Below are 24,519 nucleotides of genomic sequence, written 5' to 3'. Positions count from 1 at the left end.
AACACCGGTCCACTTGAGGAAGTCTCTTACAATAGGCTTGTATTTACCTATTTAGAAATCAATTACTGAAATATCGAGTATAAATTTTCAGGTAAGTTCCATCATTTTCCATTTCTAATAATGCTCTATTAATTTTATTAATGAGCGCTCGCTGCCCTGGTTTCGCAATAATACCGTAACCCTCACCTATTGGAGTTTTTCCGCCAATGAATTTATATTTACCGCCAGCATTGCCTTGCCAAAAAACTGCGGAATAATGTCCAGTAATAATTGCATCCACTTCCTTTTTATCCAAAGCATTCAAAAGCGCTGTTGAGTGAGGATAAGACACTATTTTTATCTGACCTTTAAAAAAATTAAGCGCCCATGCTTTTGTCGGAGATCCTTTATAAACGCCAATGCGCTTTCCAGTTAATTCCCCAATGGAGCGATAGTTTGAATGAGCAAGTGTCATAAATTGCTGGTAACTATCTAGATAAGGAAGACTAATGGCAAATTGCTTTTCTCTTTCTGGCGTTATAATAATCATCGCAATGCCAAGATCTATTTTTCCACTATTAATTAGATTAGGAAACTGATGAAAGTCAAAGGACTTGAAATCACATTGAGATTGGATGTGGGTACAAATCTCAGTCATGATCGCAATATCAAAACCAAAATAATTATTCTGATTGTTTTTTTTATAAGACTCCTCCTCAAAAGGAGGATTATCAGACAATGTCCCGATGAGCAGTGGTGCTCCGTAAGACAGCATGGATACCAGACAACAACATGCAAAAATCCATTTTTTCATTATAATCCTCTATGCTACTTTGTAACTTACAAACATAGGGTAACTTACCGTCTGTAAATTTAACTGATTATGACTATTTAGAATAACATAATTATTGGCTAGCTGTTCCACCCAGGCTTATGGACGATGCATGCACCGGCAGTGGTTCAGGCCTCTCCCCTAAAACTTGCTGAAATGTTGAGCCATGTACCAGCGCTCCCTTAGAGGGTGTATTTTTCCGCCATGCCCCTAACTGCACGCCGGATATCTCAGCCTCTCTCTCTTCCTCTCCAGCCCTTTCACTTTGAGCAGGACTTACCACAGGAGTAACTTTTTTGCTCAAATTAACGTAGTTTTGTTGAGCGTAATAAACCTGAATGGCACCGTAAATGAATAGAAAAGGAATTGCAACCAGAGTTAGCGACCATAATACTACCTTCCATGGATTATCAGCCATCCAATTAGACAACGTCGGTTTTACTAAAAACTGTGCATGACGATCGGTTGCACCTTGTTGTCTTAAATGAGCATAGACCGAAGCCTGTGGTACCCTTTCATAGCCCAGTTCAAGAATCGCTTTTGCATAATATCCTTCGGCGGTAGGTGAAGTATCCTTGTGAGTATGGCGATAATGGTTTTTTACCATCTCTCGTAAGCTGCTTATTTTAATCAGTTCATTATCCAGCCTAAATTCAATGGTATTGCTTAATTTATCCACATCGGCTTTCGGCCTTTTCTTAAACTCAAGCTTGCTTAAAAGAGTTTGTTTTTCAGCGTCAATAATTTCATTCACGGCTTTAAAAGATTGCACCTGATCTTGATCCCGCAGCTCCAGATAAGCTTGAATTTTCAAGACTTGTATCCGAACATCTTCTTCATCTTTCAGATAGTCGTCGTACAATTTGTCGATAAGCGAATAATAAAATCCAAAACGACCGGTTAATCGATCCGGATTGATATTTAATTCAAACCAATCGAGACGATTTTTAATCATGTCAAGGAAGATCAAAATACCGAGCGGAGTAGGCCTACCTCTTCTCAGCAATGAACCGCCTGCGCTTACGCTCCGAACTGTCGTACCGTTACCATACGCCAACATGTCGCATAAAAGCTCAGTTGACCGACCAATATCATCGGTGTTTGGCGTGCGACCATATCGATGAAAAAAATAAATATAATCGTTATCCACCCAATCCCAAATTTCTTTTGACCATTGACAACCCGTGTGAGTTCTGGATATGTCCACAAACCGTTTTAATGCCTTAAGAAAATTTTCAGGGATGGTTGACATGACATTTCCATGATAAACATCATGGCTGGTGGCTTCCAGATCATTAACCCCTTCATAATTATGAATGTTTTCATAGGGTTTTGTGTCTGGATAATTCAAGGCAGCGTATCTTGCTCGATGTGCCACACCGTGTTCAATATCAGCCAGCATTTGCTGACCCAACCGCGGCATGGGTCTTACGTATTCTTTTAAACCAAACGTTGCCAACCCAAAAGCATCACGAGCTCCCGCGGATAAATGAAAAAGTGCGCCTCCAGCATTCAAAATCCCATCCAGCTGGGTCAGAGTATTACCTAACTGGCGATACTCTCTATGCTCTTTAAGTTTCCCTTTTTCAGTGACGTAAAAGTATTGTTCAGACTTGGGCAATGCAGCAATCATTAAACGAAATTCTTCCAATTGCGCAGAGGACAAACCATTTACATAAGAACGTTGCCTAAGTCGAGGCAGAAGTAATTCTTTTGCGGCATGACTAAATGAGCCATCCGGATTTAAAATTTCAAAATCCGCCATTAAAGGATAGTCTTTTAGGGTTTGATGACGCTCTAAAATGGTATAAATCTGCTGTTGGCTGATTTTTCCGGAACCAAACAACGACAAGGCAAGCTGAGGCAATGTTGCATCCTTGAAAATAACATCTCCCCAGTTTCCTGCATCAATGGCCATCGAAAGCGCATCCAGCTTACGCTTGTTGATTGATTTTTTAATCCCATTATTTTTCTTGGGGTGGTAATTCAGTAAATGGTGGAAATCTCCACTGTGATTACCCTTAGGGTTCACTTGGATTAACGTGTCTTTGCTTCTCAACCTTTTCCAAAAAGCTTGCAATCGTTGCGCAGCCTCGGTGTATTCAGTTTCTCTGGCTGAAACGTCACGTAAAAAATCAGTGGATACGTCTTTCTTGGTGTAGAGAGCCTGTCGTTCAAGACTAATACCAGGAGATAAATCTTTATATTTTAAATTAAATTTATGCCATATAAGACGGGCATCATCCATTCTTTTTATATTCAGCATGATTAAAAAATCACTTAAAAGGACAATTTTTGCATTATAACAAGTGATTATTAACAAAAAGTTAACAAAAACCAATAAAAAAATCACAAACTCTGTGCGGGACAATACTTGAAGAAAGATCTTCCAATTGTATTCAGGCATAAGCTGTCTGACAGATGAAAGAGGAAGAAAAAATACAGCTGTAAGTACTCTATAACGTATTTTTTAGACTTCTGAGTTAACGGCAAATATCAAGGCAAAACTGGATTATTCTGTGCTTTGTTTTCATTAATTGCCTTTTCAAGGATTGCTTTCTTATTTGACCATTGTTGAATGAATGACTTATTCAATTGTGAACAATGTTCAGCAAGCCAGGGACCAAATTGCACCAGGATCAAAGGAATTCTAGGCTTGATACACGTCTCAAACTCTTTTCGTGCTTCTCTTTTACACAGATCATTATTTTCAAGACAGTTTTTTATAATATCATCGGTTAATTGCTGCCAATGTTCTGGCGGAGCTACCCCTAGAAAGGATTCATTCATGATGATTGGCAGGATATTTTGACTAATAGAAGCAATTTTTTTTTGATCAATTTTTTCTTCGCAAAATTCATGCGCAAAGAGCTCACTGATTTGCTTTCCAATCCGTTCTACTTCATTCATGTTAAAACATGGCGTTAAGCTGGAACCAGAGTGCCACAATGGATTCGCAATGAGTAAATTGCTGCCTAAAAAAAGACTCAAACAAAGTAATATTCTTATCATTTTCATCCTTCATAGTGCGCGCCATAAAAAGAATACAGAAGAAAAATCATAAATATTCCATTAAATCAGCTTGATGCATGGGCCATTTGCTTCACTCAACCAATGAACCAAGATTGACCAAATTGATTTATTTAAATTACAATAAAACCACTTTTTGAGTATTCTGTATCTACAGGAAGTTTCGTGGTTAAAAAAAACTTATTTAGCTGCTTTATTGTGGGAGATGATAATCTAACACTGCAATGTGCAGAAATAACATTGGCAGCAAACCATCAAGTACTAGGGTTAATCTCTCCATCAAAACACATTAAATTATGGTGTGCTACCCATTCCATTCCTTACATCAACCACATTAAAGAGTTTGAGACTCATTATAAAGACCAACCCTTTGATTTTCTTTTCAGTATAGTCAACGGCCAAATCTTGTCGTCAAATATTTTAAAACTCCCACGTTGTTATGCAATCAACTATCATAATTCACCATTACCTCGATATGCAGGGCTATATGCTACTTCCTGGGCGATTCTTAATGGAGAAACACACCATGCAATTAGCTGGCATAAAATGGAGGAAATCGTTGACGCAGGTTCTATTTTAAAACAACCGTCGTTTCCAATAGAAGATGAAGATACAGCACTGACTTTGAACCTAAAATGCTACGAACATGCCGTTTCCTCCTTTCGTGAGCTTGTTGATGAACTAGCAGCCAGTACCATTGTTCTTACCCCACAAAATTTAAGCGCTCGCTCCTATTACGGATTGAAAAACAAACCGCAACATTTTGGATTTATCTCATGGGAACAGCCAGCAGAACAGATTGATCGATTGTGCAAAGCATTAACCTTCGGTCCGTACATCAACCAACTTGTAACGCCAAAAATCATCATCCATGGCGAGATTTTTGTCGTTAAATCCCATAAAAAATTAAATACGTCCTCAGGATTAAAACCAGGAAGAATTGTGGCAAGTTCCAACGAATGTTTACAAATTGCCACAACAACAAATGATATTGCTTTATTAAAATTGACTGATCTTAATGGAATATATCATCCAATGAATGCCTTAGTTCATAGATTTGGACTTACAATTAATACACCATTGGATCCCATTAACGGCGATTTCATTGTTGAGTTGGGCAAGAGTCCAGCTCACAGCCCTAAAATTGAGAAGTTTTGGGTTAATGAATTTTTAAATTGTGTTCCCAAGACAAATTTTTTATCTCGACTGCCTAAATTAGGCAATTCTCCACGCAATCACCAACCAACAACCCCCATCCCTAAAACATTGCTCAAACAAATAAACAAATTTTCCAAAAAGCCCAGTGTTGCAAAAAATGCTCTATTAACAGCAGCCCTCGCGTATTTTTATCGGTTAAATAATTATAAAAACTTATCCGTAGCATTCAGTCACGAAGCATTAAGAGCAACGAGTCCTAAATTAAGTCAATTTTTGTCCGATCATGTGCCATTAACTACCCATTTTGATAGTAACATGACATTTAGACAGGCTTTGCAAGTAGTCTCTGACATCCATGCCAGATTACATCAACATAAAACCTTTACTAAAGACCTCTTTATTCGTTACCCCGAATTAAGCAACTCAGTTCATGCAATGGATGTGAGTGTCGTATTTATGGATAAAGCACATCCCACCATGTGCTGCGCTGATACGCCATTAACTCTCTATTGTTTTGAAGATTGTTCTGGCTTTTATATTCATCATACCGCCCAGGATTCGTCTTATGTCCTATCCTATGCTTTTTTGGAGCAGATGAATGGCCATCTTTTGACTCTATTAGACGACGCCATTAACAATCCTGATAAGAAATTGTTCGAATTATCTGTCTTAGGCCCAGAAGAAAAAAATAATCTGTTAGTCAGATGGAATAATACGCAGGCTACATTTGATACAAGAAAACCTTTACATCACTATTTTGAAGAACAAGTCCTAAAAACTCCACATGCCATTGCTGCTGTCTTTGAGGAAAACTCATTGACTTACAATGAGTTGAATCAAAAAGCAAATATTCTCGCTCATTATTTGAGAAATCAAGGAATACAGCCCAATCATTTGGTAGGGATTTGTTTAAACCGCAGCTTAGAAATGATCGTAAGCATCTTAGGGATATTAAAATCAGGAGGAGCTTATCTTCCATTAGATCCCAATTATCCCGATGATCGTATTACCTATATGATCCAGGACAGTCAATGTCGCTGGTTACTCATGGATAAAGAATCCAACAGGAATAAATCACAAGGATACAACACAACCATACTTGAAATCAGCGCCATCTTAAATCAGAACGTGTTTTTTCAAGAAAATCTGGAATGCCTCAACAAACCTTCAGATTTAGCGTATGTGATTTATACATCAGGAACCACAGGAAATCCCAAAGGAGTTGCTATCCCACATAAAGCGATTTGCAATCACATGCTCTGGATGCAAGACAATTATGTTTTTCAAGAGTCTGATGTATTTTTACAAAAGACCCCTTTTTCTTTTGACGCCTCGGTTTGGGAGTTTTTTATGCCGCTTTTTGTAGGTGGCAAGCTCATTATCGCGCCTAATAACACCCATGCAAGCCCAAAACAGTTAATTAAGTTAGTGCAAAAACATCGAGTCAGCGTGCTGCAGTTAGTTCCTTCCCTCTTAAAAGAATTAGTCACAACGGAAGGTTTTCATTCATGCACTTCCCTACATCATGTATTTTGTGGTGGTGAAGCCCTAACCCCTGAAACCATAAATATTTTTTTTAAACACAATCTCTCTGGTGCTAAATTACATAATCTCTATGGGCCAACCGAAACGACTATTGATGCCGTTACCTTAACGTGCACCGAAAACGATGGAGCAAAGGATGTCAGTCTTATTGGTCAACCGATTAGGAACACTCAAGTCTATGTCTTAGATAACCGCAGACAACTAGTTCCTACAGGAATCACAGGTGAGCTCTACATTGCTGGAGAAGGATTGGCACAAGGCTATTTAAATAATCTCCAAGCGACAGAGGAAAAATTCGTCACAAATCCTTTTAGCAGCAACTCACAGAATAGATTGTACAAAACAGGCGATTTAGTGAAATGGAACGCCAAAGGTATTTTAGAGTACCATGGTCGCTGTGATAACCAAGTCAAAATTCGAGGCTATAGAATCGAGTTAAATGAGGTAGAATACTCTATAGATAAGATTCCATCCATTCGTCAATGCATTGTAGTCCCTGAATCCAGTCCAAATGGGGCGTTGTCGTTATCAGCATACCTCGTTTTGAATAAAAAAACACACATCACAGCTTCAGACATTCGTATTCAATTAAATAAAGTGCTTCCTGACTATATGATCCCGAGCCGATTTTTTGTAGTAGACCACTTATTAATGACCCCTGGAGGCAAACTTGATAGAAAAAATATTCCCACACCCGTAAGACAACTGGGTTTAAAACAACAAAGTAGAGAACCCCATAATGTGCTTGAATACGAACTCAAAAACTTATGGTGTTCTTCTTTAAAAATAGATTGTATCGGAATTGATGACGATTTTTTTGATTTAGGTGGTAATTCGTTATCAGCAATGAAAATCATCTCGTTTATTAAGGATAAGCTTTGTGTGCATGTAACAATTAGAACGCTCTTTGAGTATCCCACTATTCATACCTTAGCTAAAGCAATAGAAAGACTTCAAGGTACTATTACCGTCGAGTTGTCCGATTATTATCAAACTCATTCCCCTATTGTCCCCATTAAAGAAGAAGGCAGTAAAATACCTCTTTTTTTGATTCATCCTATTGGTGGCAGCGTATTTTGGTATAAAAATCTTGGCCTGTATCTTGATAAAGAGCGCCCTTTATATGGAATACAAGATCCAGGACTAGACAAGCATAATTTCCTCTTCAAGAGTTTAGAAGAAATGGCAAGTTACTACATCGATGCGATGCAAACCATTCAATCCACTGGTCCTTATTTATTAGGTGGAGCGTCATTTGGCAGCACCGTTGCCGTTGAAATGGCAAAACAATTACAACAACAAGGTGAAACTGTAACCGCCATCCTATCGCTTGATGGATGGGCGTTTTATCCCTCGCTGCAAAATGATGAAGTGTATTTCCAAAACATCATGAAGGAACAAAACACAAGGCTATTAAAAAATTACATACAACATCGTATTGCTAATGCTCAATTCTTACTGGAATTGCAATGGCACAGAGAACAAATGCTAACTCAATATAAATTACCCATGATTCAAACAAAATTCATTTTGTTTAAGGCAAAAGAACTCACCGAGATATTTCAGTATGCAGCTGATTTGAATTGGTGGGATAATTATTCAACAAAGCCTATTGATCTTCATATAGTCCCAGGAAATCACGAAAGTATATTCTCAGAGCCTAATATCCAAGTTTTGGCAGCTAAAATGAACAGAGCCTTAAATAAACACTTCTTTGAATTAAGTATGCTTAATAATGAGACAGGCGATTTTTTATTAGAATCCATGTAATCTCATGTCTCTATCCTTGTTGAGTTCTTGATTTGTCTCTCATTATTCCTTGTCCTATTATTTAATAGAATTCTCGTTAATTAACATTGAATTAAGTCATCCTATGATGACAGGAGCTTTTATGAATAAAAAAAAGAAATCATTAAAAAACAAAAGCTCCCAAGGAGATAAAAATGAATTCACTTATAATGAAATAGCCTATCAAATGCTGACCGGACAATTTCTTGATAAGAACAAAACGACGCCTATAGATATAAACACGATTTACCGCTACATAGAAAATATACTGGCTCAAATACCAGTGAGCGTTTATTGGATGAATAAAGATTTTGTGTATCTTGGTTGCACCAACAGCATGGCCCAATTATTACAACTTGAATCAAGGCATTCGATTGTTGGGAAAACTTATACTGACCTCTACGACGAAAAATCAGCCTCTTATTATAAGAAAGCTGATAAGACTGTGATGGAAAAAGGAATCCCTTTAACTTTAGAAGAGCCATTATATTATCCTGATGGTACAAAAGAGATTTATTTATCCAAAAAAGTCCCTCTCCACAATTTACAGGGAGAAATAATTGGTATGCTAGGCGTGTCAGTCGACATTACCGAACGAAAAAAAATGGAAGAAGAATTACATATTGCAAAAGATGCTGCAGAAATCGCAAACCGTGCAAAAACTGAATTTCTTGAAAACATGCGCCATGATATTCGAACTCCCTTAACGGGTATTGTTGGTTTTGCAGACATTATCAAGACAGAAGCCAAGAGCCTTCAACTGAAGGAGTATGCAGATAATTTAGTTGCCTCAAGCCATGCCCTTCTTGATTTACTGGACGAAGTGCTTGAAGCCATTCGTGTCAGCTCCGGCGAAATTCCAAAACTTAAGAAAAAATTTAATCTGAAAAAATCGTTACAACACATCATTGAATTGAATCGCGCAAAAGCCGCGCAAAAAAAATTGATGCTCTCACTAGATGTTGATGCCGCTATTCCAACCTATGTGCTTGGAGATAAAGTGCGTTTTCACAGGATTGCGCTAGAACTCATCGCCAATGCACTAAATTTTACTGATATTGGATTTGTTAAACTATCAGTGAAGCTTGCAAAACGCCATCATCGGGAATTGATTCTTAAATTAGTAGTAGAAGATTCAGGTATAGGCATTCCCAAAGATAAGCAACAAGAAATTTATGTGCAGTTTAAACGACTCACACCTTCTTACCAAGGAATCTATAAAGGTGCGGGACTCGGCCTTTCAGTCGTCAAACAGTTTATTGATGAATTGGATGGCGAAATTTATGTAGAAAGTAAGCCTAAGAAAGGGACACGTTTCACTTGTATTATACCCCTGCAAGAATCACTGCTTAATGATGATTTTGGTATCGATGAGGAGTTGGAAAAAATGACCGACCATCCTTATGAAACCACCTATGCTGATGAAATTAAATGCATCCGACGCAACCCAGAACAAAAACAACCTCATGTGCTTGTAGTAGAAGACAATGTTATTGCACAAACAGTAGCCAAAACAATTCTAGCTCAATTACATTGTGACACCGACATCGCTGAAACAGGTAAAAAAGCGGTTGAGCTATGGAAACAGGGCCATTATAACTTAATGTTCATGGACATTGGCCTGCCCGACATAGACGGTTATGAAGTGACTCGCCTGATTCGTATGCAAGAATTAGCAAAAAACACACATGTCCCAATCATAGCGCTCACCGCTCATGCCGGTGATGAAAATAAAAAACGCTGCATTGATGCGGGCATGAACGCGGTACTTACTAAACCACTTACCATAAAAAGCTGTACGGACATCGTCGATGCCTTTATTCCAGGACGACACAAAGAAGAAACATCACAAAATGATGAACGTTATTTATCTGATTTACCAGAACAAGAGGAAGAATTGTTTAATTTATCCAAGTTTCCAACCTTGGACATTGAAGAAGGAATGAAGGCCACTGGCAACAAATCCATATTAGCTGACATGTTAACCTTCATGATTAATGATTCATTGCCAAAGGATTTAGCTCTGATGAAAGCCGCTTATGAATCCCATGATTGGGACAAAACACAACAACTTGCTCATAAAATCAAAGGAGGTGCTGTATACGTCGGCACCGTTAAAATCAAAATGGCTTGTCAGTTTCTTGAGCGCTACTGGAAATCAGGCCAACGTGACTTATTTGAAAAACTGTATCAGCAAGCTGTGGGCACGATTGAAGAAAGCATGCAAGAAATAAAACGTTGGTTAGAGAATCATTAAACCATCAATTGAATCCTCGATCAGTAACACGCCATCCCGCCCCTTCTTGCTGTATTACTGCCGTTTGCAACATCAACATCAATGGGGTCAGACACCTTTGCATAACTATAGTATATTTATTGTATATGCTAAGTATATAGCATGTATCTTCCTGCGGAGAGCACTGATGCAAATGCGCAAATTGGGTTACTGGGAAACAGCGTTATGTTTATTACATGATCAGTTAGAAGGGACCGGCACTGTATTTAGCGCCACGCATGTCCGTGGACAAATGGACTTTACGCATTTTAAACAGGCGTGGGATTTGCTGTTTCAGCGTCATCCATTATTACGCGTCACAATTGAGCAACGCTCTGATGGTTATTATTTTAAAGAGAATGCTAAGTTTGCTGCCATTCCGATTCAATGCATATCGCATCCCGACCCAAGACACTGGGAAACCATCGTAGAGCAACAGTTAAGCGAGTTATTCCCTACGGAACAATACTTATGGCGAGTCACTTTACTACAAACTAACTCGTTATCAGCCAATGACTATCACATCATTTTTTGCGTGCATCATGCGATTGCCGATGGTTTGTCATGTGTGTATTTGATGAATGAATTACTAACTTATTACAAGCAAATTAGCAGTAAAAAAACCATAACCATTACACCACTGCCATTGCTTAATGCAGTAGAGACACTTCTCTCACGGCAAATATTGGTAAAAATGGCTAAATCTACACAGGACACTACGCCAAAATCCATTGCACAAACGCCCGTGTTTTATCAAGATTATAAACCTTTAGGACAGCGCGTGACTAAACAGGTTTATCGTATTATACGGCAAGCTGATTGTACCCAATTAATGATGTGCTGTCGTCAACGCAAGATCAAAGTCAATTCTGCGTTTAACGCCGCCATGCTCTTAACCGCCCAAAGCATGGATCAACAGCCATTGCATACAGCATTAGTGACACCAGTCAATTTAAGACCTTATTGCAACCCACCGATTGGCCTGGAGCACTTTGGTTGTTATATCTCTTGTGTAGGCACACAGTTTGCACTCATTTCAGATGATTCTTTTTGGAAGTTAGCACAACAATATGAACAACAGCTAAATGCTCAAATCCCAAAATTGGCTTTGCTTCCCATGGAATTTAATACAGCCAATACGAGTCAATTATCTACTTTATTAGAGATTGAGTCGGCACGGATGCGACATCAATTCACTTCGGGATTTTGCGTGACTAATAAAGGCTATCTTCCCTTTCCCAAACGATATGGCCCACTAGAATTAATCTCTTATTTTACGTCTTCTTCACGACAAGCGGGAGATTTAATTATCAATTTATCGGTCACTTCAATGCATCATCAAACCTTCTGTTGTTTTACTTATACTGAGCCATTAATTAAACCAGAATGGGCAGGTCATTTTGCTGATCATTATATCAATATATTACTGGATGCAGTAAAAAGTACACCACCGTAAGCGACGACACTGACCCTCTTATCATTTCCGCAGCTCAACCATTCTTGGCAGCATTGGTAGTTATCATCTACATACGAATGCATGAGACCAGGTGGAAGATACTGCCATGAGCGGATGTGGTTTTATAAGCAGGATAATAGGCTTTCTCTGCTTCTTGTTGCTTGGATAATAAAAATTATCTTGATTGCCACTTATGTATTCTATATAATGCATTAATGTTATATTACAATAATACATTAATATGAAATCACATCCTATAACCAAACAAGAATCACTGCAACACCTCATGCATGCCATCAGCTTGCTGAAATCAACCGAAGAAGCCACTGCTTTTTTTACGGATTTATGCACTCCGGCAGAATTGGAAGCGATGGCCGATCGCTGGCAAGTCGTTCCTTTGCTGCGCAAAGGCATGCCCTATCGCACCATTCATGATGAAACTGGCGTTAGTGTAACCACTATTACCCGCGTCGCACGCTGTTTATCACTAGGCAGCGGTGGCTATAACCTAATTTATGAGCGCCAGGAAAACATGTGAACAAAAGACTTCGTTTGGTTCTTCAGAAAAAAGGCCGATTATCCCAAGAATCCATCAATTTATTACAACGCTGCGGTTTAACGTTTCGCATCAAGGAAAATGCTCTAGTCACCCATGTCGAAAATTTCCCCATTGACTTATTGTTTGTTCGTGATGATGACATCCCGACTTTAGTCTTTGACGGATTATGCGATGGCGGCATTGTCGGTGAAAATGTGCTGTTTGAAGCCGCCTTGCATTCCCCACATAAGCAATATCGTACGGTTTTACCTTTGGGTCATTGTTATTGCCGCCTAGCCATTGCGGTTCCCGAATCTTTTGATTATCGTGGCCCCGGGAGTCTTGAAGGAAAACGCATTGCCACGAGTTATCCCTATTTGCTGGCCCAATATTTAAATGAAAGAAAAATTCGTGCCGAAAGGCTAGTGTTATCAGGCTCTGTGGAAGTCGCACCCCGAATGGGCATGGCCGACGCCATCTGTGATTTGGTATCAAGCGGTCAAACCCTGGAAGATAATAAACTTATTGAAGTGGAAACGGTTCTCAAAAGCCAAGCCACCTTTATTCAATCCACACATGCCATCACCGCGGAGCAACAAGCTCTGTTTGATATGCTGGCACGCCGCATCAAAGCCGTTCAGCAAGCCTCTGAACGTAAATACATTGTTTTTCATGCACCAACCATGGCTCTTGAAAAAATTTGCAACCATTTGCCAGGGGCAGAATCGCCGACGATCGTGCCACTGCCGGCCACTCCTGACAAAGTCGCTGTTCATGTTGTCTCCAGTGAAAGGATTTTCTGGAATACCTTGGAAACCATTCAATCATTAGGTGCCAGTTCCATTTTGGTTTTACCGATTGAAAAAATGCTGGAATAAATGATGCTAACCATTGAACATTGGCAAGATTTGACGTTGGAAAGCAAACGCCAGCGATTAGCAAGACCACAGCAACGTCATAGTCCTAAAAACAGTGTACGCGCCATTCTGACCGCCGTTAAAGAAGAAGGCGATCAATCATTGCTGCGCTTTACTCGTGAATTTGACGGAGTGAGTTTATCTTCCCTGACCGTTGCAAAAGAACAAATTGCCGAGGCCGAGATATCTTCCTGCGCACTTGCCGCCATGAAAACTGCCATACAGACTATTACGGCCTTTCATCAAGCAACCATGCCAAAATCTCTGCAAGTGAACACAACAAAAGGCGTTCATATCAAGCGTTTGTACCGCCCCTTAAACAAAGTCGGATTATACGTACCAGGAGGAAATCATACGCCATTGATTTCCTCGCTGCTGATGCAGGCCATCCCGGCCTTGATTGCCGGATGTCCAGTACGGGTATTATGTACCCCACCAAATAGCATGGGACAACTCGATCCAAACTTATTGGTTGCCGCACGCTTATGTCAAATTGAGACTATTTATACCGTGGGTGGCGCCCAAGCCATCGCCGCCATGGCGTTTGGAACCAATACGATTCCCAAAGTGGATAAAATTTTCGGCCCAGGCAATCGCTATGTAACAGAAGCAAAAACTCAAGTATCCATTGATCCGTGCGGTGCCGCCATTGACATGCCGGCAGGCCCATCCGAAGTGATGATTATTGCCGATGATAATGCCAATCCAGCCTATGTAGCAGCGGATTTACTGGCGCAGGCAGAGCATGGGATAGACTCGCAAGTTTTATTAATCTGTGAAAGTCCATCTTTTGCCGAAAGAGTCAATGTGGCCCTTAAACAACAGCTACAAACGTTATCAAGACAAGCCATTATTCTGCAATCACTGGCACAAAGCAGGATCTTTACCTGTCTTGAACGCGCTGAAACACTGACAATCATTAATCAATATGCGCCGGAACATTTAATCATTAATCGCACAGATGCTCCCGATTGGGTGTCAGGAATAGAAAATGCAGGCACCATTTTTTTAGGCCCATGGGCTGCGGAAACCTTAGGCGATTATGCAACCGGGAGCAACCATGTCTTGCCAACCAATGGCTTTGCCCGCAGTCATAGTGGATTGTCCACCATGGATTTTTTAAAAGCCATCAGTGTCCAGTCCATTACTGAGGAAGGCCTCCAGCAAATCGGCGAAACAGCTTATACCTTAGCGATGCTGGAAGGCCTTGATGCCCATGCCCAGGCGGTGAAACAACGTTTAAATCAATTGGGAGAATTGCTGTGAGCGTCCTTAAATTAATGCGCCCCGATCTGGCCCTTATTCAAACGTATTCCATGAATCATGAATCCTGTAAGCACAAATTGGATGCAAATGAATTGCCCTGGTCGCCTATCACATCCACCGATATGGCATTGAACTATTATCCAACCCGTGCAGCACAACAGGAGTTACAAAGGCAATGGGCTCATTGTTATCAAGTGAATCCTGAAGAACTCTTGTTAACGAGAGGCAGTGATGACGGCATTGACTTATTGATGCGGTTTTTTTTAAGAGCCGGTTTAGACAGCATTCTCCAATGCCCACCAACCTTTTCCATGTATGCCTTTTATGCTGGCTTACAGCAAGCCGGGGTCATTGATTGTCCCTTACAGGAAAATGACACTGACTTTCAACCGTCGTATGAGGCAATCCAGGAGTCATGGCGGCCCAATTGTAAACTGATTATGCTTTGTCGCCCTAATAACCCTACTGGGAACCTCATTGAATTAGCCGCCATAGCCAACCTATGTCGGCAATTTAATAACAAAGCCATGATTGTTGTCGATGAAGCTTATATTGAATTTAGCGATGCACCAAGTGCAGCAACACTCATCTCTGGCTTTGATAATCTCATCGTCCTACGCACACTGTCCAAGGCTTATGGTTTAGCTGGATTACGGCTTGGTGCTGTTCTTGCGCAATCTCAGGTTATTCAAGCACTGCAAACAATTATGGCTCCTTTTACTTTATCCACCACAGTCATTAATTTAAGTTCATGGGTGTTAAAAGACAAAGATTGGCTTATCCAAACCAAACAACGCATCGCGTTCCTGCGCACCGAACTTATCGCGGGCTTGCAATCATCGCCCTGGATAGACAAGATTTATCCGACTGTCACTAATTTCGTCCTAATTAAAACCCTTTATGCCAAGACACTGGCCCAATGGTTTAAACAACACGGCATTGCCGTTCGCTTTTTTGCCGATCATGGCCTCTTGCCGCATCACTTGCGAATTACTGTAGGAAGCGAACATCAAAACGCACAATTATTGTCCACCTTAACCTTGTTTTCTGGAGAGCGGTAATGCAAGACATTCTATTTATTGACCGCGATGGCACATTAATCGAGGAACCCCATGACAATCAAATTGATGATTTGGCCAAAATCCGTCTTTGCCCTCATGTTATCCCGGCATTACTTCGTTTACTGGATGCTGGATTTCAACTGGTGATGGTCAGCAATCAAGACGGTTTGGGAACCACTCGTTTTCCGCAAGCGGATTTTCAGCGTTGCCATGATTATATCATCGACCTGTTTTCCTCTCAGGGCATTACTTTTCGCGACGTATTTATTTGCCCGCATACTTTATTTGATGGTTGCGCTTGTCGTAAACCCAAAACCGGTTTACTCAATAGTTTTTTGCAAAACAATAAAATAAACCCAACTCGTTGCTGGGTCATTGGTGACCGCGAGACGGATAAACAATTAGCCGACAACTTAGGCGTTGCTTATCTGCCCATGACCAATCAACACAACTGGTTAAACGTGGTCGATACGATTTTAAATCAAAAACGCCGCGCTACCATCACCCGTAACACCAAGGAAACAGCCATTGCTTTAACCGTCGTCCTTGATTCCGATGAGCCCTGTGCTATTAACACCCCCATTGGTTTTTTTAACCACATGCTGGAACAAATCGCCAAGCATGGCGGTTTTCACTTACAAATAACGGCCGAAGGAGATGTTCACGTGGATGAACATCATTTAATTGAAGACACAGCGCTTGCGCTTGGCAATGCATTAAGGACAGCCCTGGATGATAAATGGGGTATTAATCGTTATGGATTTACTCTACCGATGGATGAAGCATTAGCAACCGTCTCCCTTGACCTTTGTGGCCGCAGTTTTTGTGCCTTTGATGCGCCATTTACTCGTGAATTTGTTGGCGGCATGGCAACAGAAATGGTTCCTCATTTTTTCAATTCTCTGGCAAGCAGTCTTGGGGCAACCATGCATGTTAGCGTGCGTGGACAAAATCATCATCACATGATTGAAGCCTGCTTCAAAGCCTTAGGACGCGCCTTGCAACAAGCCATGCAGCGGGTAAACAATCACTTGCCATCCACCAAGGGGGTTTTATGATTGCCGTCATTGATGTGGTTGGAAACAATCTAACCTCGCTGATGAATGCCATCAAGCGCCTGGGATTTAGTCCTGTATTAACGCATTGTGAAAACGATATAAAACAGGCAAGTCACGTCATTCTTCCCGGTGTAGGGGCGGCTGCTCCTGCCATGCAATCGCTGCATGCCTATCGTTTGGTACCCGTATTGACGCAATTGACGCAACCCTTGCTTGGAATATGTCTTGGCATGCAATTGTTATATGAACAAAGCGACGAAGGCCATGTGGATTGTTTGGGACTCATTCCGGGTCATATTCAACGTCTATCTTACAAAGAACATTATCCAGTTCCGCACATGGGTTGGAATCACTTGCACTGGCATAGCGACTCTTTATTAAAGCAAGGAATAAATGACCATGAACAGGTTTATTTTGTCCATAGTTACGCGGCCTTAAACAATAATCATGCCTTGGCCCGTTGCCAATACAGCCATGAATTTACAGCCATCGTGCAAAAAAATAATGTTTTTGGCATGCAATTTCATCCGGAAAAATCAGCTAATACTGGCCTTAAATTATTAAATAACTTTTTAACACAAGCATGGGAGAAAACATGTTGATTATTCCGGCCATTGATTTGCAACAAGGTCGATGCGTTCGTTTGCAACAAGGTCAATTTGATCGTGTTTCTTTTTACGAATCAACGCCCCAAGCGCTTGCCATGAAGTATACAAAGCAGGGTGCGACGCATTTGCATGTCGTTGATCTGGATGGTGCTCGCTTGGGAGAAATTCAACAATTGGCTCTGATAAAAACCATAAAAATGGATAACATCACCCTTCAAGTCGGTGGCGGCATTCGCAGTCTTGCCAGTGCAAAAACCTGCCTCGCTGCAGGTATTACGAAGCTCGTCATTGGCAGCATCGCCATTAATGATCCAGAACTGACCATGCAAATAATAACGTTAGCTGGCGCCGAAAACATCGTGTTGGCATTCGATGTGCATATGCTCCAAGGCACTCCCGCACCTGCGATTCACGGCTGGCAAACAACAACCACCTATAATCTTTGGCACATCGTGGCCTTTTACGAAGCATTAGGTATTAAACACGTGCTATGCACCGATATTGCCTGTGATGGCATGATGAATGGTCCTAACGTGCGTCTTTATGAGGAAGCCCTTAGCCGTTTTCCCGACATTGCCTGGCAAGCCTCTGGCGGAATTCGCCATCTTGAAGACATGCGCAAACTTGCCACGATAGGCATTGCAGCCGTCATTCTAGGTCGTACCTTGTACGAAAGTGATCTCAACTTATCCGCTTGCATTCAAGAGGTTGCACCATGTTAAGCAAACGCATCATCCCCTGTCTGGACGTTTACAACAACCGAGTCGTTAAAGGCATTCAATTCCGTCATCATCGCATCGTGGGTGAAATCATTCCACTTACCTCTTTGTATGCAGCCGAAGGGGCCGATGAATTGGTTTTTTATGACATTAGCGCAAGCCCTGAACACCGTTGTGTATGTCCTCAATGGATCCATAAAGTCGCCAGCGTTCTTCCTATTCCATTTACAGTCGCAGGAGGTATTCGTACGCTTGAAAAAGCACAGGCCATTTTAAACGCCGGCGCTGATAAAATCTCACTCAACAGTCCTGCCCTGGAAAGACCAGAGCTCATTAATCAATTCAGTGAAGCTTTCGGCAGTCAGTGCGTGGTCATTGGCATTGACAGTCAATGGATAGAGGATGATTTTTATGTGTATCAATATACGGGTGATCCACTCAAATGCAAACCTGCAAAACGTAAAACCATCGATTGGATTCTTGAAGTTCAGGCTCGTGGCGCTGGGGAGATTGTTCTTAATTGCATGCAATCCGATGGGGTTCGTCAAGGGTATGATATTGATCAATTACAAAAAATGCGCGCATTGACCCATGTTCCACTGATTGCCTCGGGAGGTGCCGGTATTGCCGACGATTTTGTCCGTGTGTTTCGGGAAGCTCATGTAGACGGAGCCTTAGCTGCCAGCGTTTTTCATGAACGACTATTAAGTATTCAGGACGTTAAGCAAACACTCGCCACCAGCCAGATCGAGGTAAGATTATGAATCCATTAAATATAGAACAATTAGATTGGCAAAAAATGAATGGATTATTACCCGCCATCATTCAAGACGCACGCTCCGGCGAAGTATTGATGCTGGCTTATATGAACCAAGATGCACTTGCGCAAACGTTAACGACCAAAGCATTAATTCTGTACAGTCGTAGTAAACAACGTTTATGGCGTAAAGGAGAAACCTCGGGCAATACCATGACGGTCCAGCAGATAGTGACCGACTGTGATGGCGACAGTCTTCTGATTCAAGTCCTGGCATCCGGTCCAGCCTGTCACTTAGGCTTTAAGACCTGCTTTCAACCGGCGGCTTCATCCACATTCAGTTTTTTAAATACCTTAAGCGATGTCATTGCCGAGCGAGCACAAACTCAACTACCAGGCAGCTATGTTTCTGCCTTATTAACCAGTGGGGTCAACCGCTGCGCGCAAAAAGTAGGTGAAGAAGCCGTAGAAACTGTGATTGCAGCGCTTGGTGACCATTCTGACAAATTAATCAATGAAGCGGCTGATCTGATATTCCACCTCCTTGTCCTGTTACACCTTCGTCAAATTGATTTATACGAGGTGTTGGATTGTTTGCAAAAACGCCACGCCCTCTAAACCAGGTGAGATAAACCATGACCACTTCTTTTTTTAATCCACGCCGGGCTCTGATCAGTGTCTCTGACAAACGCGATCTTGTATTGCTTGCCGCCAAACTGCATCAACAAAACATTGAACTTGTTGCTACCGGCAAGACTGCTACCTTACTCCAAGAGCACGGATTTCCCATTACTAAAGTAGAACACTATACCGGTTTTCCCGAATTACTCGATGGACGGGTAAAAACACTTCACCCAGCCATTCACGCCGGCTTACTGGCCAATGGCACAGACGATGAAAAAGCTTTGCGACCCTTTGCCATTCGCCCTTTTGATTTGCTGATAGTCAATTTATATCCATTTGAAGACATGATTCGCCAGGCAGACTGTAGGCTACAAGACGCTCTGGATCATATCGATATAGGTGGGCCTGCCATGATCCGTGCTGCGGCTAAAAATCATGCCAACATAGCCGTTGTTGTTACACCAGACGACTATCCAACACTTATTCAGTATCTAGATGCAAAACAAAAGCCTAAAAACTGGGCATTTACGTTGGCAAAAAAAGCATTTGCCCACACCGCAAGATATGATGCCATCATTGCCAATTATCTAAATCGCTTTAATGATGAAGAAGGAAAATTTGCCACATTTCCGGATAATTTCATCGCTCAACATAAAAAACAGAACGATTTGCGCTATGGTGAAAACCCACAGCAACAAGCCGCACTCTATGTTAATACGCCTCCCATGATAAATTCACTTGCTCATGCCTTGTGTCTGCAAGGCAAACCTCTCTCTTACAATAACCTGCTCGATGCAGATGCCGCCTGGAATTGCCTGAAATCATTTCCTGACTATGAACAGGTGTGCGTTATCGTCAAACATGGAAACCCCTGCGGCATTGCGGCACGCAAAACACAAGTGGAAGCTTATGAACGTGCCTATGAAAGCGATTCTGTTTCCAGTTATGGTGGCATTTTAGCGTTTAACCGATGTTTACAAGCAGACACGGTCAAAACCATGCTTGCTAGACAATTTATTGAAGTCATCATTGCGCCTGACACCAGCAAAGAAGCTCAAGTTATCTTAGCTAAAAAGGAAACCATTCGAGTATTAATAACTGGAGACTCTAAGCCATTCGCACTGCCCCAAATTGATGTAAGAAGTATTGATGGCGGCTTATTGGTTCAAGAACGGGATGAATGGTCTATTCATGCAGAACAATTTAAAACCGTCACAACTAGAAAACCTAATCCACAACAAATGAGGGACTTATTATTTGCCTGGCGTGCAGTCAAACACGTTAAGTCCAATGCCATTGTGTTTGCCAAGGAAGAAGCCACCATTGGTATTGGCGCAGGCCAGACAAGCCGAATCATGAGCACCCGCATTGGTCTATGGCAAGCAGAATCCGCTGGTTTTTCAACCCATCAGGCCGTGATGGCATCCGATGCCTTTATTCCTTTTGCCGACAGCATCCACATGGCAGCCCAACATGGTATTGCCGCAGTGATTCAACCTGGTGGCTCAATTCGAGACAAAGACATTATCGAGGCAGCCAACACTTTGGGAATGGTTATGATATTCACCAGTCACCGCCATTTTAGGCATTAAACAACGATAATCTAAATAATTCATTGCCGCCCATACACTCTTCATACTAGAATTCCCCGTTTTTGATTTTAGACCGGATAAACACCAAAACCATGCCAACATCTGCAGAAATACATTGGTCAACCATAATGCTCCATTTGGTTAGGGCATTAAAACAACCCTATGCAAAAAATACGGAATTATCCTGGCCAGTCAAATCATCTTATTTTGAACTTGCCAAAACTGCAGTCGCGGTGAATTCTCAAGAAGATTCTATCTTTAAGATTGCATTTTATAGCTTTTTAACCGAACTTGAAAAACAAAAGATTAGTCGTTCGCAATTGGATGCTGCCATTCGGCGTTTTAATGAAATTCCAGACATTCAAAACATCCTCGACCAATTATCTGAGCGGATCAAAGTACTTGGACCTTCACCAGAATCGAACCAACTGGTCCTGCGTTTATCTCCCAGGACGTCTGAAGAAATCCTTGCGATGCAGGAAAATATTAGGAACTGGGTAGCCGATGAATATTCCCCCGTTGATGAACGGGTAGCAGCATGCGATGCAAGACGCATCCGCCGCATGGATAGTCTTGCCCGTCTTCTAACACTGAATTCTTCTTTGTCGGCATGCACAGCAGTCACTCTGGATACTTCAGAAGTTCCTCGACTGGTGATTGGTGCTAATGTCGGCAAACATGGTGACCAAGAAATCATCATGGCAGTTATTGCAAAAAAATTGCGAATCATTCAGCGTTTCATGCAAAAAAATGCGGAAAAATTAACTTCTTCCTGTCCGTTGAGTGAACTTGAAGTCCATGCTAAAACACTCATCAAAGCATTATTCCCGGAACGAACGATCGGAGATGATCCTGACACACAGACTCAAGTACTGTTACAGGCGGCCATAAAACTCATTCACGCCGTCTGTATTGATGATATGACGTTTACGGCCGAAGAAAAACAAGCCTTTGGCATGGATGCACCGGCCATCATTTTATTACCTACCATGCATGATGCTGTACTTAAAATGCAGACACGATATATAACGGCAAAAGGATGGCTGGACAGTGAATTTGATTTGCCTCCCATACCAGTGACGACAAGCGTTAAGAATATTCATGCCGAGCAGTTAATCGCACGATACCTGTTTGTTGAATGCGAACATCCTCATGATGAATCTTTTATATTTGGGATTTCCAAATTATGCTGCCGAACCTGCTTTGACCATTTAATCACCTATCCAGGCGTTCTCGTACGTGGCCATCATGGGCAAAGTTATCAAGGCGTCATCAACTTGAGAAATGGTGAAATGCCTATGGAGTCCAGTGCCAGACGAGCCACCACCCATGCTTGGCCAAGTCCTAAAGATACGCCAGCCCGCGAAGAACGGGAAGGAGTTTCAGACCCACTCTTTTCATGGTCCTCAACACTGGCTACCAGAAACAGCCTGTTTGGCAGCCCAAAACATTCAAGTCACTCACCGAGAGGAGTTGCAAGAACTCTGTTCACGCCCCCATCACGCCCGCCAGCCATCATTTTTCCTCATGTTAGCCCACATGATAGTCAAGCGAGTGCAGGGGAGAGAACAACAGTAGAAGAAAATGCTCCCTCAGCCGCACCAGCAATGCTTATTTAGAGGGTATTCAGGAGTGACGCAAATATCTCCAGCTGATAACCCCTTCCTCAATCGTTTGTTCGGATGATGAATCACATAGTTGACTGACGGAAGTCTTGGCAATACGCAATTGCAACAAATCACCTTGGTGATTTATCACATTCAGCAGCCAATGATGGCTGCCAGCCATCTTACTGCCAGTAAGTATACAAAAAGCAGGATATTCACCTAAGTCTTCTATTAGATAATGATAATCTTTTCCCTCTAATACAATCCTACAATGAGATTTTTCTAATGCATTCTCCATCCGATTCCAGCCGCTATTTTCTACAATACAATCAGGCACAGAGAACCACTCTTGTCTGAATGCCAATTGATAGGCTACCGTCTCCATCTGATAAAATTCCTGATGATTGGATACTAACTGTGCACTTGTTTTGGAATATAGAAATACACCCTGCATCAATGACAAAACCAAGAATGCGAGTAGACTAACCATCACGATGGTTGTTAACAATATAAAACCGTTTTTATGAACGTACTGACGTTTCAAATTGTATTTCTTGGCCATGAGAGAGTCCTAAAATCACAGCAAGTACCAGGTATCTGCCGGATTGTTTTAAATGGACGCGCATCGACTTTATGAAAGAAGCCAGTTCATCGGCACGATTAAGACGATAAAATAAAGCCGCTTCGCCTTTCTTAGGATGAATGTAAAAACGTTCTTGCAACCATTCCCCGACAAAAATCGGTTTCTGATAATTAAACAACAAAGGCTCAGATAAAGTAATCCTCTGTCCATTCTGATGTGATTTGACTGCTTTTATTTGATGAATTTCTGCATGCATACAATCTGAAATCAACACCACCTGTGAAGATTTAAACATTGATTTACGGATCATAAATTCTGTAGGATTATTGATGTGAATCATTAAATCAAACGCTTCATCCATACGTTGAATATGGATGGAATCTTGTTGGGCATGTTTAATTTCAATCGCCTGCAGGTTTTTGTGGCCATTGCGCCGGTCAATCGTTATTAAATGATTGATATTCAGACAAGGCGTAAAACCAGCACGTCTGATGCTGTCACGCATCAAATCAGTCACCAATTGCAACTCCAATGCCTGCTCTATAGCATATTGAGTAAAACGATCATGACGTTTCGCGCCAACATATTGATTCACGAGTGCCAGAATAATAAAGCTTGCAAGCAGCAAACTGATCAATAGTTCGGGTAATCCAAACCCTTGTTCTTTATCAGTCATTTGGCAATTAGTGCACGATGTAATTCGCATGTCTGGTTTTGTTGTGATATGCAATTCCAGGTGACATGGAGATGAGCCACATGATCAGTCCATTTTTGCGTAAACTTAAACCGATCATCCATTAAAGAAACCCTCAACCCTGCCATCATTTGTTCTGTAGCACTATCCAGTTGAGTTAAGGCTTGCGTTTGCAGGTGAATTTGATTAAATAATTGAATGCTTAACCATTGTTGTTTTAATAATGCCAGAGAAGTAGCGGTCATGAGCAATAATGAAACCAATACTTCGGTCAACGAGAACCCATATTCCATAGTCATCATCCATTTCCTGAGGTTGGTCAGGAAAATATTACGTCCAACTGGTGACTAAAAGCAAGTAATGTGAACATTATCCTGGCCATAAAACATTTTCTTTCATAAATAGGTTCGATAAGATAATGAAACACCATAT

At 41.4% G+C, this 24,519-nt stretch carries 20 protein-coding genes; 14 read left to right on the top strand and 6 right to left on the bottom strand.

Translation table 11 applies throughout. From position 1 onward, the window contains the following. Window positions 1-58: 58 nt before the first annotated feature. From E1O52_RS02130 to E1O52_RS02120, 3 genes are all read right to left on the bottom strand, one after another. Complete coding sequence (locus tag E1O52_RS02130; protein ID WP_133127065.1) at window positions 59-793, bottom strand: transporter substrate-binding domain-containing protein; 735 nt, start codon at window positions 791-793, stop codon at window positions 59-61. 91 nt (window positions 794-884) lie between these two features. After that, window positions 885-3,077 carry a hypothetical protein gene (locus E1O52_RS02125; protein WP_133127064.1) on the bottom strand — a complete coding sequence of 731 codons (2,193 nt, stop codon included), beginning with the start codon at window positions 3,075-3,077 and terminating at the stop codon, window positions 885-887. Window positions 3,078-3,307: 230 nt separating this feature from the next. After that, window positions 3,308-3,823 (bottom strand): hypothetical protein, encoded by a 516-nt coding sequence (locus E1O52_RS02120; RefSeq protein ID WP_133127063.1) that lies wholly within the window; start codon window positions 3,821-3,823, stop codon window positions 3,308-3,310. A gap of 183 nt (window positions 3,824-4,006) precedes the next feature. Here E1O52_RS02120 and E1O52_RS02115 point away from each other — a divergent pair, with 183 nt between their 5' ends. From E1O52_RS02115 to E1O52_RS02050, 14 genes are all read left to right on the top strand, one after another. Continuing rightward, window positions 4,007-8,314, top strand: a complete 4,308-nt coding sequence (locus E1O52_RS02115; RefSeq protein ID WP_133127062.1) for an amino acid adenylation domain-containing protein — start codon at window positions 4,007-4,009, stop codon at window positions 8,312-8,314. Window positions 8,315-8,435: 121 nt separating this feature from the next. Then, the gene (locus tag E1O52_RS02110) at window positions 8,436-10,589 is read left to right on the top strand and encodes a response regulator (RefSeq protein WP_242602127.1); all 2,154 of its coding nucleotides are present in this window, start codon (window positions 8,436-8,438) and stop codon (window positions 10,587-10,589) included. A gap of 166 nt (window positions 10,590-10,755) precedes the next feature. Beyond that, window positions 10,756-12,063: a condensation domain-containing protein gene (locus E1O52_RS02105; protein ID WP_133127061.1), complete on the top strand. Its 1,308-nt coding sequence runs from the start codon at window positions 10,756-10,758 to the stop codon at window positions 12,061-12,063. 241 nt (window positions 12,064-12,304) lie between these two features. After that, entirely contained in the window at window positions 12,305-12,601 is a 297-nt protein-coding gene (locus E1O52_RS02100; RefSeq protein WP_133127060.1) for a YerC/YecD family TrpR-related protein, read from the top strand. Further along, window positions 12,598-13,479, top strand: a complete 882-nt coding sequence (gene hisG / locus E1O52_RS02095; RefSeq protein ID WP_133127059.1) for an ATP phosphoribosyltransferase — start codon at window positions 12,598-12,600, stop codon at window positions 13,477-13,479. The genes E1O52_RS02100 and hisG overlap by 4 nt, the downstream gene beginning before the upstream one ends. A gap of 3 nt (window positions 13,480-13,482) precedes the next feature. Continuing rightward, window positions 13,483-14,784, top strand: coding sequence for a histidinol dehydrogenase (gene hisD / locus E1O52_RS02090; RefSeq protein WP_133127202.1), 1,302 nt, complete (start codon window positions 13,483-13,485; stop codon window positions 14,782-14,784). Then, complete coding sequence (gene hisC, locus E1O52_RS02085) at window positions 14,781-15,845, top strand: histidinol-phosphate transaminase (protein WP_133127058.1); 1,065 nt, start codon at window positions 14,781-14,783, stop codon at window positions 15,843-15,845. The genes hisD and hisC overlap by 4 nt, the downstream gene beginning before the upstream one ends. Beyond that, window positions 15,845-16,903 carry a bifunctional histidinol-phosphatase/imidazoleglycerol-phosphate dehydratase HisB gene (gene hisB, locus E1O52_RS02080; protein WP_133127057.1) on the top strand — a complete coding sequence of 353 codons (1,059 nt, stop codon included), beginning with the start codon at window positions 15,845-15,847 and terminating at the stop codon, window positions 16,901-16,903. The genes hisC and hisB overlap by 1 nt, the downstream gene beginning before the upstream one ends. Then, a complete protein-coding gene (gene hisH / locus E1O52_RS02075) occupies window positions 16,900-17,505 on the top strand; it encodes an imidazole glycerol phosphate synthase subunit HisH (RefSeq protein ID WP_133127056.1) in 606 nt (201 codons plus the stop codon). The genes hisB and hisH overlap by 4 nt, the downstream gene beginning before the upstream one ends. Further along, window positions 17,499-18,233 carry a 1-(5-phosphoribosyl)-5-[(5-phosphoribosylamino)methylideneamino] imidazole-4-carboxamide isomerase gene (locus E1O52_RS02070; protein WP_133127055.1) on the top strand — a complete coding sequence of 245 codons (735 nt, stop codon included), beginning with the start codon at window positions 17,499-17,501 and terminating at the stop codon, window positions 18,231-18,233. Before hisH ends, E1O52_RS02070 begins: the two co-directional genes overlap by 7 nt. Continuing rightward, window positions 18,227-18,994, top strand: coding sequence for an imidazole glycerol phosphate synthase subunit HisF (hisF, locus tag E1O52_RS02065; protein ID WP_133127054.1), 768 nt, complete (start codon window positions 18,227-18,229; stop codon window positions 18,992-18,994). Before E1O52_RS02070 ends, hisF begins: the two co-directional genes overlap by 7 nt. Further along, window positions 18,991-19,605, top strand: coding sequence for a bifunctional phosphoribosyl-AMP cyclohydrolase/phosphoribosyl-ATP diphosphatase HisIE (gene hisIE, locus E1O52_RS02060; protein WP_133127053.1), 615 nt, complete (start codon window positions 18,991-18,993; stop codon window positions 19,603-19,605). The genes hisF and hisIE overlap by 4 nt, the downstream gene beginning before the upstream one ends. Window positions 19,606-19,622: 17 nt before the next feature. Further along, window positions 19,623-21,203, top strand: coding sequence for a bifunctional phosphoribosylaminoimidazolecarboxamide formyltransferase/IMP cyclohydrolase (purH, locus tag E1O52_RS02055; protein ID WP_133127052.1), 1,581 nt, complete (start codon window positions 19,623-19,625; stop codon window positions 21,201-21,203). Window positions 21,204-21,295: 92 nt separating this feature from the next. Further along, window positions 21,296-22,822 (top strand): hypothetical protein, encoded by a 1,527-nt coding sequence (locus tag E1O52_RS02050; RefSeq protein WP_133127051.1) that lies wholly within the window; start codon window positions 21,296-21,298, stop codon window positions 22,820-22,822. Window positions 22,823-22,829: 7 nt separating this feature from the next. Here E1O52_RS02050 and E1O52_RS02045 read toward each other — a convergent pair whose 3' ends face one another. From E1O52_RS02045 to E1O52_RS02035, 3 genes are read right to left on the bottom strand one after another with little or no spacing between them, the layout of a single operon-like run. After that, window positions 22,830-23,372, bottom strand: a complete 543-nt coding sequence (locus tag E1O52_RS02045; protein ID WP_133127050.1) for a hypothetical protein — start codon at window positions 23,370-23,372, stop codon at window positions 22,830-22,832. After that, on the bottom strand, window positions 23,332-24,069 hold the full coding sequence (locus tag E1O52_RS02040) for a hypothetical protein (protein WP_133127049.1): 738 nt from the start codon (window positions 24,067-24,069) through the stop codon (window positions 23,332-23,334). The genes E1O52_RS02045 and E1O52_RS02040 overlap by 41 nt, the downstream gene beginning before the upstream one ends. Beyond that, entirely contained in the window at window positions 24,066-24,389 is a 324-nt protein-coding gene (locus tag E1O52_RS02035; RefSeq protein WP_133127048.1) for a type IV pilus modification PilV family protein, read from the bottom strand. Before E1O52_RS02035 ends, E1O52_RS02040 begins: the two co-directional genes overlap by 4 nt. Window positions 24,390-24,519 lie beyond the last annotated feature (130 nt).

It is taken from the genome of Legionella nagasakiensis, assembly GCF_900639915.1.
GTDB lineage: Bacteria > Pseudomonadota > Gammaproteobacteria > Legionellales > Legionellaceae > Legionella_A > Legionella_A nagasakiensis.
The sequence above is the reverse complement of the archived record's forward strand: the minus strand, read 5'-3'. Positions and strand labels throughout refer to the sequence as shown.

Coding starts and splice junctions, on each gene's coding strand:
- E1O52_RS02130 (WP_133127065.1), bottom strand. CDS start 793: ATGAAAAAATGGATTTTTGCATGTTGTTGTCTGGTATCCATGCTGTCT.
- E1O52_RS02125 (WP_133127064.1), bottom strand. CDS start 3,077: ATGCTGAATATAAAAAGAATGGATGATGCCCGTCTTATATGGCATAAA.
- E1O52_RS02120 (WP_133127063.1), bottom strand. CDS start 3,823: ATGATAAGAATATTACTTTGTTTGAGTCTTTTTTTAGGCAGCAATTTA.
- E1O52_RS02110 (WP_242602127.1), top strand. CDS start 8,436: ATGAATAAAAAAAAGAAATCATTAAAAAACAAAAGCTCCCAAGGAGAT.
- E1O52_RS02105 (WP_133127061.1), top strand. CDS start 10,756: ATGCAAATGCGCAAATTGGGTTACTGGGAAACAGCGTTATGTTTATTA.
- E1O52_RS02100 (WP_133127060.1), top strand. CDS start 12,305: ATGAAATCACATCCTATAACCAAACAAGAATCACTGCAACACCTCATG.
- hisD (WP_133127202.1), top strand. CDS start 13,483: ATGCTAACCATTGAACATTGGCAAGATTTGACGTTGGAAAGCAAACGC.
- hisB (WP_133127057.1), top strand. CDS start 15,845: ATGCAAGACATTCTATTTATTGACCGCGATGGCACATTAATCGAGGAA.
- hisH (WP_133127056.1), top strand. CDS start 16,900: ATGATTGCCGTCATTGATGTGGTTGGAAACAATCTAACCTCGCTGATG.
- E1O52_RS02070 (WP_133127055.1), top strand. CDS start 17,499: ATGTTGATTATTCCGGCCATTGATTTGCAACAAGGTCGATGCGTTCGT.
- hisF (WP_133127054.1), top strand. CDS start 18,227: ATGTTAAGCAAACGCATCATCCCCTGTCTGGACGTTTACAACAACCGA.
- hisIE (WP_133127053.1), top strand. CDS start 18,991: ATGAATCCATTAAATATAGAACAATTAGATTGGCAAAAAATGAATGGA.
- purH (WP_133127052.1), top strand. CDS start 19,623: ATGACCACTTCTTTTTTTAATCCACGCCGGGCTCTGATCAGTGTCTCT.
- E1O52_RS02050 (WP_133127051.1), top strand. CDS start 21,296: ATGCCAACATCTGCAGAAATACATTGGTCAACCATAATGCTCCATTTG.
- E1O52_RS02045 (WP_133127050.1), bottom strand. CDS start 23,372: ATGGCCAAGAAATACAATTTGAAACGTCAGTACGTTCATAAAAACGGT.
- E1O52_RS02040 (WP_133127049.1), bottom strand. CDS start 24,069: ATGACTGATAAAGAACAAGGGTTTGGATTACCCGAACTATTGATCAGT.
- E1O52_RS02035 (WP_133127048.1), bottom strand. CDS start 24,389: ATGATGACTATGGAATATGGGTTCTCGTTGACCGAAGTATTGGTTTCA.